This window comes from Methylococcus geothermalis (genome assembly GCF_012769535.1).
Taxonomy (GTDB): Bacteria; Pseudomonadota; Gammaproteobacteria; order Methylococcales; family Methylococcaceae; genus Methylococcus; species Methylococcus geothermalis.
In genome coordinates this window covers 2,439,232-2,453,007 of the sequence record NZ_CP046565.1, presented here as the reverse complement: position 1 = coordinate 2,453,007, position 13,776 = coordinate 2,439,232, and the positions used below count along the sequence as shown (strand labels likewise).

The 13,776-nt window shown below is 65.3% G+C and carries 12 protein-coding genes; 10 read left to right on the top strand and 2 right to left on the bottom strand.

Annotated elements, in window-relative coordinates:
• Positions 1-2 precede the first annotated feature (2 nt).
• Positions 3-1,319 carry a TRZ/ATZ family hydrolase gene (locus GNH96_RS11380; protein ID WP_169603785.1) on the bottom strand — a complete coding sequence of 439 codons (1,317 nt, stop codon included), beginning with the start codon at positions 1,317-1,319 and terminating at the stop codon, positions 3-5.
• 389 nt (positions 1,320-1,708) lie between these two features.
• On the opposite strand from GNH96_RS11380, the gene GNH96_RS16080 reads away from it, so the two are divergent.
• A complete protein-coding gene (locus tag GNH96_RS16080) occupies positions 1,709-3,649 on the top strand; it encodes an AI-2E family transporter (protein WP_323848027.1) in 1,941 nt (646 codons plus the stop codon).
• Between the two features lie 20 nt (positions 3,650-3,669).
• Positions 3,670-4,509 carry a glutamate racemase gene (gene murI, locus GNH96_RS11365; protein ID WP_169603783.1) on the top strand — a complete coding sequence of 280 codons (840 nt, stop codon included), beginning with the start codon at positions 3,670-3,672 and terminating at the stop codon, positions 4,507-4,509.
• A gap of 92 nt (positions 4,510-4,601) precedes the next feature.
• On the opposite strand, the gene GNH96_RS11360 is transcribed toward murI, so the two are convergent.
• Positions 4,602-6,002, bottom strand: a complete 1,401-nt coding sequence (locus GNH96_RS11360; RefSeq protein WP_169603782.1) for a TolC family outer membrane protein — start codon at positions 6,000-6,002, stop codon at positions 4,602-4,604.
• Between the two features lie 195 nt (positions 6,003-6,197).
• Between GNH96_RS11360 and GNH96_RS11355 the strand changes: the two genes are divergently transcribed.
• From GNH96_RS11355 to rfbD, 8 genes are read left to right on the top strand one after another with little or no spacing between them, the layout of a single operon-like run.
• Positions 6,198-7,463: an ABC transporter substrate-binding protein gene (locus GNH96_RS11355; protein ID WP_228719832.1), complete on the top strand. Its 1,266-nt coding sequence runs from the start codon at positions 6,198-6,200 to the stop codon at positions 7,461-7,463.
• Positions 7,450-8,418, top strand: a complete 969-nt coding sequence (locus GNH96_RS11350; RefSeq protein ID WP_407658822.1) for a PQQ-dependent catabolism-associated beta-propeller protein — start codon at positions 7,450-7,452, stop codon at positions 8,416-8,418. The genes GNH96_RS11355 and GNH96_RS11350 overlap by 14 nt, the downstream gene beginning before the upstream one ends.
• Positions 8,415-9,158 carry an ABC transporter ATP-binding protein gene (locus GNH96_RS11345; RefSeq protein ID WP_169603780.1) on the top strand — a complete coding sequence of 248 codons (744 nt, stop codon included), beginning with the start codon at positions 8,415-8,417 and terminating at the stop codon, positions 9,156-9,158. The genes GNH96_RS11350 and GNH96_RS11345 overlap by 4 nt, the downstream gene beginning before the upstream one ends.
• The gene (locus tag GNH96_RS11340; RefSeq protein WP_169603779.1) at positions 9,155-9,958 is read left to right on the top strand and encodes an ABC transporter permease; all 804 of its coding nucleotides are present in this window, start codon (positions 9,155-9,157) and stop codon (positions 9,956-9,958) included. Before GNH96_RS11345 ends, GNH96_RS11340 begins: the two co-directional genes overlap by 4 nt.
• A gap of 5 nt (positions 9,959-9,963) precedes the next feature.
• Positions 9,964-11,037 carry a dTDP-glucose 4,6-dehydratase gene (rfbB, locus tag GNH96_RS11335; RefSeq protein WP_169603778.1) on the top strand — a complete coding sequence of 358 codons (1,074 nt, stop codon included), beginning with the start codon at positions 9,964-9,966 and terminating at the stop codon, positions 11,035-11,037.
• Positions 11,034-11,921, top strand: coding sequence for a glucose-1-phosphate thymidylyltransferase RfbA (gene rfbA, locus GNH96_RS11330; protein WP_169603777.1), 888 nt, complete (start codon positions 11,034-11,036; stop codon positions 11,919-11,921). Before rfbB ends, rfbA begins: the two co-directional genes overlap by 4 nt.
• Positions 11,918-12,475: a dTDP-4-dehydrorhamnose 3,5-epimerase gene (rfbC, locus tag GNH96_RS11325; protein ID WP_169603776.1), complete on the top strand. Its 558-nt coding sequence runs from the start codon at positions 11,918-11,920 to the stop codon at positions 12,473-12,475. Before rfbA ends, rfbC begins: the two co-directional genes overlap by 4 nt.
• Positions 12,472-13,377, top strand: coding sequence for a dTDP-4-dehydrorhamnose reductase (rfbD, locus tag GNH96_RS11320; protein ID WP_169603775.1), 906 nt, complete (start codon positions 12,472-12,474; stop codon positions 13,375-13,377). The genes rfbC and rfbD overlap by 4 nt, the downstream gene beginning before the upstream one ends.
• The last annotated feature ends 399 nt before the right edge of the window (positions 13,378-13,776 follow it).

Below are 13,776 nucleotides of genomic sequence, written 5' to 3'. Positions count from 1 at the left end.
GGTCAGGAGTGGTGGATCAGTTTGTCTCGCCAGTTCAGCGTCTTTTCGCGGATTTCCTGCGTGTCCAGCGTCAGCAGCTCGCGTTTCTTGAGCACATGGCGCCCTGCCACCCAGACGTCGGTGACCTGCTGGCGGCCGGCGGCGTAGATCAAGTCGGAAATCGGATGGTAGATGGGCAGAGACTCGACGTGTTCCAGGCCGATGGCGACCACGTCGGCGGACTTGCCGATCGTCAGCGAGCCGGTTTCCGCCGCCAGTCCCAAGGCCGCTGCGCCGTTCAACGTCGCCATCCGCAGGGCCTGATGGGCGGGGAGAGCGGTGGCGTCGTTCGCCACGGCCTTGGCCAGCAGCGCAGCGGTGCGGGTTTCGCCGAGCAAGTCCAGATCGTTGTTGCTGGCCGCGCCATCGGTGCCGAGAGCGACGTTGACGCCCGCGGCCAGCAGCTTGGCGGCGGGGCAGAAGCCGCTGGCCAGCTTCAGGTTGGATTCGGGGCAGTGCACCACGCTGGCGCCGGTTTCGGCCAGGCGCGCGATCTCGCCGTCATCCAGCTGGGTCATGTGGACGCCGATCAGGTGCGGCCCGACCAGGCCGAGCTGATCCAGCCGTTTGAGCGGGCGCATGCCGTACTCCCGTCCGCTCCGGTGGATTTCGTCGGCGGTCTCGTGGAGATGGATGTGCACCGGGCAGTCCAGTTCCTCCGACCAGGTACGGATCCGCGTCAGCGGATCGTCGCTCACGGTGTAGGGGGCGTGCGGCGCGAACACCGTGGTGATCAGCGGTTCGTGGCGGTAGTCGTCGCGCAGGGCCAGTCCTTTGCGGAGATAGTCGTCCGCGTCGGCGGCCCAGGCGGTGGGGAAATCCACCACGATCATGCCCACCGCCGCCCGCATGCCGGCCCGGACCGCTTCGCGCGCCACCACCTCGGGAAAGAAGTACATGTCGTTGAAGCAGGTAACGCCTCCGCGAATCATCTCCGCCATCGCCAGCTGCACGCCGTCGCGGACGAAGGCTTCGCCGATCCATTTCTGCTCCAGCGGCCAGATGTGCTCCTGCAACCATTGCATCAGCGGCAGGTCGTCGGCGACGCCGCGCAGCAGGGTCATGGCGGCGTGGGTGTGGGCATTGACCAGGCCGGGGATCAGGGCATGGTGTTCCAGCCGTTCGATCCGCCGCGGCTGGTATTTGACCAGCGCTTCGGTCGTGGGGAGCAGATCGGCAATGCGGCCGCGGTCGATGGCCAAGGCATGGTGTTCGAGCGTGACGCCGTCGGGCTCGACGGGGATGATCCAGCGCGCCGTGATCAAAGTGTCGATAATCATCGGATAATTCTGACCATTTCGCTGGGCTTTGTCACCCCGTAGCCTCCCCGAGCCGGCGCAAACGGCCGGGGGACGCTAGAATAGGACGATTTGTCGGTCGGATGGATTTTCCATGATGAACAATCCCGTGAGCGGGCGGATGGGCGCGGTGCAGGCGCCTATCATTCCGGTCATCGCCGCGATGATCAGCGAGCACCCCGGCGTCATTTCGCTGGGGCAGGGCGTGGCCTGGTACGGGCCGCCGCAGCGGGCGCTGGAACGGATGCCGGAATTCGGCGAGGGGCCGGACCAGCACCGCTACGGCCGAGTGGAAGGGCTGCCGGAGCTGCGGGCGCTGATGCGCGAAAAAACTCGAGCGGGAGAACGGTATTTCCCTCTCGGGCCGCTCGGTGCTGGTGACGGCCGGTGCCAACATGGGATTTCTGAACGCGCTGTTCGCCATCGCCGATGCGGGCGACGGGATCGTTCTGCCGAGCCCTTACTATTTCAACCAGGAAGTGGCAGTCCGCATGCTGGGTTGCACGCCGGTCCGGCTGCCGACCGACGACCGGTTCCAACTCGATCTGGACCGCCTGGAACGCGCCATCACGCCGCGCACCCGTGCCGTCGTAACGATCTCGCTCAATCATCCGTCCGGCGCGGTCTACCCGGAAGCCGCCTTGCGGGCGGTCAATGCGCTGTGCCGGGAGCGGGGCCTATTCCACATCACCGACGAAACTTACGAGTACTTCGTCTACGATGGCGCCTGTCACTTTTCGCCGGCCTCTCTGCCGGATTCCGCCGGGCATACGATTTCCCTGTATTCTCTCTCCAAGGCCTACGGGTTCGCCGGCTGGCGCATCGGTTACATGCTGATCCCGCAAGCGCTGGAACAGGCCGTGCTCAAGGTCCAGGACACCAACCCGATCTGCCCGCCCCGGGTTTCCCAGCACGCGGCAGTCGGAGCCATGGAAATCGGATCGGGGTACTGCCGGGAAAAGCTGGAGACGACAGCGCGCGTGCGGCGCATCGTTCTCGACACGCTGTCGGGACTGGACGAACGCTGCCGTGTTCCGGAAGCGCTAGGGGCGTTTTACGTGCTCATCCGCATCGAGCGCGGCGGCGATCCCCGGCGCCGCCTTCGGGCTCGGCGACGGTTGCCACCTCCGGATCGCCTACGGCACGCTCGGGCCCGACCTTGCGAAGGAAGGCATAGGCCGCCTGGTGCACGGCCTGCGAACCATCATGGACGGTCGCTAACAACACATAAGAAACCTACTTTCACGTTGATGTCTTCCTATTTTTTCACCGTTTTCAAACCGGCCGGCCTGGCGGTCTTGCTGTTGCTGGCGGCGGGCCTTTGGGTCCTGCACGGCTTTATCCTGCCCATCGCCTGGGCGGTGGTGCTGGCCTTTGCCGTCTGGCCCTTGTACGAGCATCTGTACCAGAGGACGCCTCGCGGCATGCGCAGCGGCTTGCTGCCGCTGGGCATGACCCTGCTGATGATGGTGCTGCTGATGATCCCGGCCACCTTTGGTGTCGTCGTCCTCGGCCACGAAGTGCAGATGCTCCACCACCTGCTGGTCAAGGTACAGAGTTCCGGTATCGGTGCGCCGGACTGGCTGATCCAGTTGCCCTGGGTCGGTGACTGGGTACAGGAAACCTGGAGCGAGACTTTCGGCAACCCGGAAACGATCAAGAACGCGCTCAATGCGCTGGGGATGGGGACGGTGTTTACCTATACCCGCGATCTGGCGGCGCAGGTGTTGCATCGCTTCATGTCGGGTTTCGTCACCCTGCTCGCCCTGTTCTTCATCTTCCGCGACGGGCACGGTTTGGGGCAACAGATTCTCGGCCGTTCCGTGAGCCTGTTCGGCTCAGCCGGTGCCCGGTATGCGCGGCATGCCGTCACCGCCGTGCGCGGCACGGTCAACGGCATGCTGCTGGTCGGCATCGGCAAAGGGGTCGTTCTCGGCATCGGCTACTGGGCCGTGGGGCTCAGCCAGCCGGTTTTGCTCGGTACGCTGACGGCCGTCGTCGCGCTGGTGCCTTTCGCCGCCAAGCTGGTGTTCGGTGCCGCCTCGATCTATCTGATCGTGCAAGGCCATGCCGTGGCCGGCATCGTACTCGCGGTGTATGGCTTCATCATCACGCTCATCGCGGACAACTACGTGCGTCCGACGCTGATCGGCGGTGCCGCCAACATTCCCTTCCTGCCCACCTTGTTGGGCATCTTCGGCGGCGTCGAGGCGATGGGATTCGTCGGCCTGTTCATCGGCCCCACCGTCATGGCCATCCTCATGTCGCTGTGGCGCGACTGGAACGACGAGACGCGCGTGCCCGCGGCCTGATTGCGAAGGGACTTCCAGGCTTGACCGGCAACGACGATCCCATCGGTGTGTTCGACTCGGGTGTGGGCGGGCTCTCCGTACTGCGCGAGATAAGGGCCGCGCTTCCGCATGAAAACTTGCTGTATGTCGCCGATTCGGGGCATCTGCCCTACGGCAGCAAGCCAGCGGAATACATCGAACAGCGCGCGCTGGCGGTCGGACGGTTTCTGTTGGGCCGCGGCGCGAAAGCCATCGTCGTGGCCTGCAACACGGCGACGGCCGCGGCAATCGCGACTTTGCGGGCCGAATTCCGCGTCCCCGTCATCGGCATGGAGCCGGGCATCAAGCCTGCGATCGCGTTGTCGACATCGCGCATCGTCGGCGTGCTGGCGACCGAGGGCACGTTGACGAGCGCCAAATTCCGCGACTTGGTGGGCCGGACCGGCGAGGCGGTGGAAGTGATCGCCCAGGCTTGCCCCGGCTGGGTCGAACAGGTCGAGCGGGGTGAACTGGCAAGCCCTGCGACGCGTGCGCTGGTCTACAGGCATACGCAGCCGGTGCTGGAGCGCGGCGCCGACACCCTGGTGCTGGGCTGTACGCATTATCCGTTCCTCTGCGATGTCATCGCCGACATCGCCGGGCCCGGAGTGCGCATCGTCGAAACCGGCACCGCCGTCGCGCGCCAGCTCCGGCGCCGCCTTGAAGCAGAACGGCTGTTGGCGCGGCGGACCGGGCCGGGTGCCGAACAGTTCTGGAGCAGCGGTCCGGAAGACGTAACGGGCCGCTCCATTGCCATGCTTTGGGCCGCCGCACATCGCGTGCAGCGTCTGCCGGCGGATGTCGCCGCGGCGGGCGTGGCGGGGGCTTGCGCTGAGGATTAGGCCCTAACCTGCGAAGACGGCTTGCCGCCTAGAACGGGTCGGTCCCAGCCGTCTTGTTCCCAAGCTCGGGTATTGGAACCGGCAGCCATGCTCTAGCCGGCCTTGCGGCTCGTCTTGAGTTTTGGCGGGGCGGTGGGGGCGTCGGTCTTGTCCTTCGCCGGGATGGCGGCTGGCGTCTGCAGCCAGCCGTTGATCCGGTCCAGGTCCTCGCGCTGCATCACGCTGGCGGCTTCCTTGAGCGCCACGCTGTTGACGATGTAGTCGCGCAGGGCCAGGGCGAAATCGCGTTTGTTTTCGTAATACTGGCGCTGCACGAACAACACGTCCGTCATGGTGCGGGTGCCGACCTCCATGCCGGCGATGGCCGCCTCCAGCGCGCTTTCCGAGGACTTGATCGCGGTCTTGAAGGCCTTGGCCTGGCCGATGGCCGAGCGGACCGCGCGGTAGGCGTTCTTCACCTTGGTGCGGATGGCCCGGCGCTCCTGGTCGACCTGCTGGGTTGCCGATTCGAAGCTGAAGCGCGCCTGCCGGACCTTGGCATTGACCCCGCCGCCGGCGAACAGCGGCACGTTGATCTGCATGCCCACGTCCTGCTGCTGGTAGCGGTTGGGCCGTGGCGGTCGGTCATTGTCGTAGAACTGGGCATCGGCGATCAGGTTGATCGACGGGTAATGACCGGCGAACTGCACCTCGATTTCCTGTCTGGCCCGGTCCGCCCGGTTGATCGCCGCGATGATCGTCAGCGCGCTCTGCTGGGCGGTGTCGTTCCAGCGCTCGATGTCGGCCGGCATCGGGTCCTCCAGCGGCACCTCCGCCTTCAAGTCCTCCAGTTCGCCGGGATCGTCGCCCACGATCTGGCGCAGGTATTCCCGGGCGTTGTTCAGCTCGTTCTCGGCGATGATGACCCCCGCCCGCGCCCGGTCCGCCGCCGCCTGCGCCTCGTTCACGTCGGTCACCGCCGACAGTCCCACCTCGAAGCGGGCGTTGGCCTGCTCCAGTTCCCGGTTGATCGACTCCAGTTCCGCATTCGCGAACTCCAGTGAAGCCGACTTGTACAGCACATCGAAGTAGGTCTGGGTCACCCGGAGCATCACGTTCTGCAGTTCCGCCGCATACAGCGCCTCGGCCTCGGCCACCGCATTGTCGGCCTGGGCCAGCCGAACCCATAGGTCGTGCTGGTAGATCGGCTGCACCAGTTGCACGATGCCGGTCGCCAGCCAGAAGCCCACGTTCCGCTTGGTGTTGAACACCAGGATGGGGGAGTCGCCGGTCTGCACCATCTGGCGGGTGAGGCCGGTGGTGGCGGAGACCGTGGGCAGCAGCCGGGCCAGGGCCTGAGGCTTGTTCTCCAAGGCCGCGTCGCGTTGGGCCTGGGCCGCATGCAGGCGGGGATCGTACTGCAGCGCCAGGTCGAATGCACCGAGCAGGTCGACGGCGGAAGCCGGAAGGGTGAACAAAGAGAAAATCAGAGCGGCAAATGCGGGTCTTTTCATGCAGCTTGAAAGCAGGAGAGGAAGGACGCGGCTCGTACTTGAGCAGTGGGGCAAACGGATGGATTCGGCCAGCGCGGGCTAGGATTATCTACCATCTCGTTACGTCATGGTGTGTTCCTTACAAATCCCATAGAATTCCATCCGCGCCCGAGCCGGGTAGCCGCTCCGCCTCAATCTCAAGCCAGAATCCAGCCGTTGAACCCCATCATTCGTCTCACTGCCTTTTCCGGCCGAGCTGGGCTTCGGTCCGTCATTGCCGCATTGGTGCTCCTTCAGGCCGATGGCGCTGCGGCGGCCAGGCGCGCGCCGCCCCCAGCCCCGCAGCGCAGCGCAGTGCCGGCGGCCACGCCCCAGCCAGCGCAAATCCTGACGCTGGCCTACCTCGGCCAGCGCGCTGACACGACCGTCGTTCCGCCGTATTTCGATCCCGTGGTGACCGACCGGGGTATCCAGGGCGCGCGGCTGGGGCTGGCGGACGACAATACCACCGGCCGCTTCACCCGCCAGGAATTCGCCATCGCCGAAACCCTGCTCGCGCCCGGGGACGAGGCCGAAGCGGCGTTCAAGCGGCTGGTCGCGGCGGGCCGCCGTTTCATCCTGGCGGATCTGAAGCCGGAAGTATTGCAGCGCCTGTCCGCCCTGCCGGAGGCGCGCGACATCCTGCTGCTGGACATCGCCAGCCGCGACGATGCCCTGCGCGGCGAGTCCTGTGCGCCCAACGTGCTGCACCTGCTGCCGAGCCGGGCCATGCGGGCGGATGCGCTGTCCCAGTACCTGGTGAAGAAGAAATGGACGCGCTGGTTTCTGGCGGTGGGGCCGGCGCCGGAGGACCGCTTGTTCGCCGATGCGCTGAAGCGCTCGGCCAAGCGTTTCGGCATGAAGATCGTCACCGAGAAGAACTGGGAGCATACCTTCGACGACCGGCGGACGCCGGAGTCGGAAGTGCCGGTGTTCACCCAGGGCAGCGACTACGACGTACTGTTGGTGGCCGACGAGGCCGGCTTGTTCGGCGATGCCCTGTTATACCGGACCTGGCGGCCGCGGCTGGTTGCGGGCACCCAGGGACTGGTCGCCGCCGCCTGGCACCATACCCTGGAGTCCTGGGGGGCGATCCAGTTGCAGAACCGCTTCCGCGAGCAGGCCGGGCGGCGAATGACCGAGGTCGACTACGGCGCCTGGCTGGCGGTGCGGGCCATCGGCGAGGCCGCGACCCGGACCCGGTCGCTGGAGTTCGAGGCGATCAGGGCCTACCTGTTGGGCGATCATTTCGCGCTGGCCGGCTTCAAGGGCGTGCCGCTGTCGTTCCGTCGCTGGGACGGCCAGTTGCGGCAGCCGGTGCTGCTGGCGCAGGAGCGTTCCCTGGTCGCCGTCGCGCCGGTGGAGGGCTTTGCCCATCCGAAGAACGAATTGGACAGTTTGGGATACGATGAACCGGAAACACAGTGCCGTGCCAAGAAATAACGTCCGCCTGATCGGCGCCGTCCTCGCCCTGGCCAGCGGCGCCGCGGTGGCCGATACCGTCTACGTCACCCTGGAGAAGGATGACGCCGTCGCGGTCGTCGATGGCGCCACCGGTACCCGGACCCGAAGCGCGAAGATCGGCAAGCGTCCCCGCGGCATCCTGCTGGCGAAGGACGGCAAGAGCCTCTACGTCGCCGCCAGCGACAGCAATACCATCCAGGTGGTCGACGCGGACACGCTGAAAGTCACCGGCACGCTGCCGTCCGGCGAGGACCCGGAAACCTTCGCCATGGACCCGGAAGGCAAATTCCTGTATGTCTCCAACGAGGACGACAACCGGGTGACGGTGATCGACATCGCCGCCCGCAAGGCGGTCAAGGAGATCCCGGTGGGTGTCGAGCCCGAGGGCATCGCGGTCAGCCCGGACGGGCGCTGGGTGGTGAGCAGCAGCGAAACCACCAACATGGTGCACTGGATCGACCGTTCCAAACTCGAAGTCGTGGACAACACCCTGGTCGACCCGCGCCCCCGCGCCGTGGCCTTCACCGCCGACAGCAAGCAGCTCTGGGTCAGCTCCGAGATCGCCGGCACCGTCACGGTGATCGATACGGAAACCCGCCAGCCCGTCAAGACGATTCCATTCAAGATCGCCGGCGTGACCCAGGAGAAGATCCAGCCGGTCGGCCTCCGCATCGATCCCGAGCGGCGCTACGCCTATGTAGCACTGGGGCCGGCCAACCGCGTCGCGGTGATCGACGCGCAAAAGCTGGAAGTGAAGGACTACCTGCTGGTCGGCCAGCGGGTGTGGAACCTGGAATTCTCGCCCGATTTCAAGCGGCTTTACACCACCAACGGCCTGAGCAACGACCTTTCCATCGTCGACCTCGGATCGCACAAGGTGACCAAGTCGGTGGCGGTGGGTAATGATCCCTGGGGCGCGGCGGTCCGGCCATGAGTGTCGCGGTTCCAGCGCTCGAGGTCGAGCATCTTTCGTTCGCCTACGGGCCGCGCAAGGCGTTGGACGACGTGGGTTTCCGCATTGGCCAAGGCGAGTGCGCGATCCTGCTCGGTCCCAACGGAGCGGGCAAGAGTACACTGTTTTCGCTGGTGACCCGGCTTTACGACGCGCCCTCAGGGCAAATCAGCATCGCCGGCCATGCCTTGCGCAAGGATTCCTGCGCGGCGCTGGCCCGGCTCGGCGTGGTGTTCCAGCAGCCGACCCTCGACCTGGACCTGAGCGTCGCCCAGAACCTGCGCTATCACGCATCCCTGCACGGCCTGAGCCGCAAGGAGGCAGAGCTTCGTATCCGGGAAGAGCTGGAGCGGCAGGGCATGGAAGAGCGGCGCGACGAGAAGGTCCGGCAGCTGAACGGCGGCCACCGGCGGCGGGTGGAGATCGCCCGCGCCCTGCTGCACCGCCCGGCGCTGCTGCTGCTGGACGAGCCCAGCGTTGGGCTGGACGTGCCCAGCCGCAAGGCCATGGTCGATCACATCCACGAATTGTGCCGCAGCCGCGGGCTGGCGGTGCTGTGGGCGACGCACCTGATCGACGAGATCGGTCAGGACGACAGCCTCATCGTGCTGCACAAGGGGCGGGTCCGGGCGCAGGGCACCGTGCGCGAGGTGCTGGCCGGGCAGGGTGCGGAAACGGTGAGCGCGGCGTTCCACCGGCTGACCGCGGAGGGCGAGGGATGAGGCCGATGCATTATCTGCGGGCGCTGCGCGGCATCGTCGTCCGCGAGCTCTACCGCTTCGTCCACCAGCGCGAACGTTTCATCTCCGCCCTGGTGCGGCCCTTGGTCTGGCTGTTCGTGTTCGCCGCCGGGTTCCGTTCGACCTTAGGTTTGGCCATCAGTCCGCCCTATGAGACCTATATCCTGTATGAGGTGTACATCACGCCGGGGCTCCTCGGGATGATCCAGCTGTTCAACGGCATGCAGAGTTCGCTGTCGATGGTGTACGACCGTGAAATGGGCAGCATGCGGACGCTCCTGGTCAGCCCCCTGCCGCGCTGGTTCCTGCTGACCGCCAAGCTGGTCGCGGGTGTCGCAGTGTCGATCCTGCAGGTCTACGTGTTTTTAGGTGTCGCCTGGGCCTACGGCATCGAGGCGCCGGCCCACGGCTATCTGGCGGTGCTGCCGGCGCTGCTGCTCTCCGGCGTGATGCTGGGCGCGCTCGGCCTGCTATTATCATCTTTCATCCGCCAGCTGGAGAATTTCGCCGGCGTGATGAATTTCGTAATATTCCCGATGTTTTTTATGTCCACGGCGCTGTACCCGCTCTGGAAGATCCAGGAATCCAGCGAGCTGCTGCATGCGCTGGCCCAATGGAACCCCTTCTCGCAGGCGGTGGAGCTGATCCGCTTCGCGCTGTACGGACAGTTCAACGGGTTGGCATGTGGCTACACGGCCGGGGCGACGGTGCTGTTTCTCGCCGTGGCGATCATCGGCTACAACCCTTCCAAAGGCATGATGCAGCGTAAAGGCGGCGCTTGAACCCAGTGAAAACCCTACTCGTTACCGGCGGTGCCGGATTCATCGGCGGCAATTTCGTGCTCAGGCAGATGCGGCAGGGCGGCGTCGAGGTCGTCAACCTCGATGCGCTGACCTATTCCGGCAATCTGCGTACCCTCGCCGAAGTCGAGGACAATCCGAACCACGACTTCGTGCTGGGCTCGATCGGCGACCGCGAGCTGGTCGAATACCTGCTGGAGCGCTATCAGCCGGACGCGATCGTCAATTTCGCCGCGGAGACCCACGTCGATCGCTCGATCGACGGCCCGGACGCTTTCGTCCATACCAACGTCACCGGCACTTTCGAACTGCTGGAGGCCGCGCGCTGGTACTGGCGCCAGCTGGACGGCGAACGCCGGAAGACGTTCCGGTTCCTGCATGTCTCCACCGACGAGGTCTACGGTACCCTGGGCCCGACCGGCAAGTTCACCGAGGAGACGCCGTACCGGCCCAACTCCCCGTATTCGGCGTCCAAGGCCGGCTCCGACCACTTGGTGAGGGCCTATTTCCACACCTACGGCCTGCCGGTGCTGACCACCAACTGCTCGAACAATTACGGGCCGTACCAGTTTCCGGAGAAATTGATTCCCCTGATGATCGACCACGCGCTCCAGGGTCTGCCGCTGCCGGTGTACGGCGCGGGTACCAACGTCCGCGACTGGCTCTACGTGGAAGACCATTGCCGGGCGATCGAGACCGTCCTGGCCGGCGGCCGGCCGGGCGAGGTCTATAATGTCGGCGGCAACAACGAGAAGACCAACATCGAAGTGGTGGAGACGATCTGTGCCCTGCTCGACGAATTTCTGCCCGATTCCCCCCACAAACCGCACCGCCACCTGATCCAGTTCGTGCAGGACCGGCCCGGCCACGACCTGCGCTACGCCATCGACGCCGGCAAGATTGGCCGTGAACTGGCCTGGCAGCCCGAAGAAACCTTCGAGACCGGCCTGCGGAAGACGGTGCGCTGGTACCTCGACAACCGCGACTGGGTGGAGCACGTCAAGTCGGGCAACTACGGTGGCGAGCGTCTGGGCGTCGAAAGCGCCAAGGAGTCGGAATGAGCGGTATCCGCGGTATCATCCTGGCCGGCGGCTCCGGCACCCGGCTGTATCCGCTGACCCATGTGGTGAGCAAGCAACTGCTGCCGGTCTACGACAAGCCGATGATCTACTACCCCTTGTCGGTGCTGATGCTGGCCGGCATCCGGGACATCCTGGTGATCACCACGCCGCATGATGCCGCGCTGTTCCAGGCCTTGCTCGGCGATGGCGCGCAATGGGGTATCAGCATCCGTTACGCCGCGCAGGCGAAGCCGGAAGGCCTCGCGCAGGCTTTTCTCATCGGCCGCGATTTCATCGAGGGCCGGCGCAGTTGCCTGATTCTCGGCGACAATATCTTTTACGGCCACGATTTCCAGGGCTTCCTGTCCAATGCCACGGCACGCCAAGAAGGAGCTACGGTGTTCGGCTACTGGGTGCGCGATCCGGAGCGCTACGGCGTCGCCGAATTCGACGCGACCGGCCGGGTGATCGGGGTCGAGGAAAAGCCTGCCAGACCTAAGTCGAACTATGCCGTCACCGGCCTTTATTTCTATGACCGGCAGGTCGTGGACATGGCGGCGACGCTCAAGCCCTCGGCGCGGGGCGAACTGGAAATCACCGACATCAACCGGCTTTACCTGGAGCAAGGCCAGTTGCACATCCAAAAGATGGGGCGCGGTGTCGCCTGGCTGGACACCGGTACCCACGACTCGCTCCTGCAGGCCTCCAATTTCATCCAGACCATCGAGGAGCGGCAGGGCCTCAAGATCTGCTGTCCGGAGGAAATCGCGCTGAACAAGGGTTGGATCAATGCGGAAGAAGTCGGCCGACTGGCCGACAATCTGGGCAAGAGCGGCTATGGCGCTTATCTGCGCCGGCTGATCGAAGGGGGAATGCCGGTTTGAAAGTCGAACAGACCTCCTTGCCGGGCGTGATGCTGATTTCGCCCAAGGTATTCGGCGACGCCCGCGGCTATTTCAAGGAAACCTGGAGCCGCCAGCGTTACCAGGATGCCGGACTGCCGGCCGATTTCGTGCAGGATAACCTTTCCTTTTCGCGCAAGGGCATCCTGCGGGGCCTGCATTTCCAGAATCCGCGGCCCCAGGGCAAGCTCGTGCAGGTGCTGCAGGGCGAAGTCTTCGACGTGGCGGTGGACATCCGGCGCGGATCGCCCCAATTCGGCCGCTGGTTCGGCACGGTGCTGTCGGCGGAGAACCATCTGCAGATGTATGTGCCGGAAGGCTTCGCTCACGGTTTCTGCGTGCTGAGCGAGGCCGCCATGTTCGCCTACAAGTGCACCGAGTATTACCAACCGTCCGCCGATTGTTCGCTGCGCTGGGACGATCCGGACATCGGCATAGACTGGCCGCTGGCGTCCGCGCCCGAGCTCTCGGCCAAGGACCGGGACGCCATGCTGCTCCGGGACTTCCCGCAGGACAGGCTGCCGGCGTATCCATGAAGATACTGGTCGTGGGCAGAGCCGGGCAGCTGGCCTGGGAGCTGCGGCGGACGCTCGCCTGTTTCGGCGAGGTCGTCGCGCTCGATCGCCATTCGGAACCGGCTATCGATCTGGCCGAGCCCGGTGCCGTTGCCGCCGTGGTGCGTGCCGTCAGGCCCGATCTGATCGTCAACGCGGCTGCCTATACCGCGGTCGATCGGGCCGAGCAGGAGCCGGAGCTGGCGTGGAAGGTGAACGCCGAGGCGCCGTCGGTACTGGCGGCGGAAGCGGCGCGTTTGGGCGTAGGGTTGATTCACTATTCGACCGACTACGTTTTTCCCGGCGACGGCGCCGTGCCGTACCGGGAGGACGATCCGGTCGGTCCGCGGAACGTCTACGGCCGCAGCAAGCTCGCCGGGGAGCAGGCCATCGCCGAATCCGGCGCCGCCCATGTCATCCTCCGCACCGCTTGGGTTTACGGCGTACGGGGCCAGAACTTCATGAAGACCATGCTGCGGCTCATGGCCGAGCGCGCGCTGGTGCGGGTCATCGACGACCAAAGGGGGGCGCCGACCTGGGTGCGGATGATCGCCGAGGCGACTGCGATTCTGGTGGCGCGCTCGCTGCGTGCCGGTCTGGCCGATCTGTCGGGTTCGAGCGGTGTCTACCATCTCACCTGCAGCGGCCAGACGAGCTGGTATGGCTTCGCCTGCGCCATCCGCGAGCAGGCCGTGGCTGCCGGCTTGCTCCCCGACACCGCGGCCCGGGTCGAGCCCATCCCGACCTCGGAGTATCCGACCCCCGCCCAGCGGCCGGCTTATTCGGTGCTGGATTTGAGCAAGCTCGAGGAGCGCTTTGGTATTGCGCCTCCCGATTGGCGACACGCCTTGGAGCTTTGTTTGGCTGATCTTGCCGGTCAATAAAATCGGCTAGGCGCAGGCCACGCGAAGCGGGGCCGTTTTCGCTCTTGAAATCCCGTTCAGCCGCGCTGAGCATCGCAGCTTGCCAAGCGGATCAACCCGCAGGGGCGCCGCAAGGAGGCGGCGCGTCGACAGATGGGCATGGAAGCCCCCTCTGTCGACCCCGATTGGCAAGCGACAACTTTGCTGGGAGCAAAGTTGAACCGCCGAAGGCTGGCCCGAAGGGCGAAAACCAAGGATGGTTTTCGTAGAAGCGCAAGGGCTTTCGCGGCTGTCGGGCGGCCTTTTCTTTGCGTACTTTCTTTTGGCCCCACAAAAGAAAGTGCGTCGGCCGTGGGTCCGAAAACCCCCATTTAAACAAGCTTCGCGCAGCGTTTCTTTACCAATCTTTCATATCGCAAT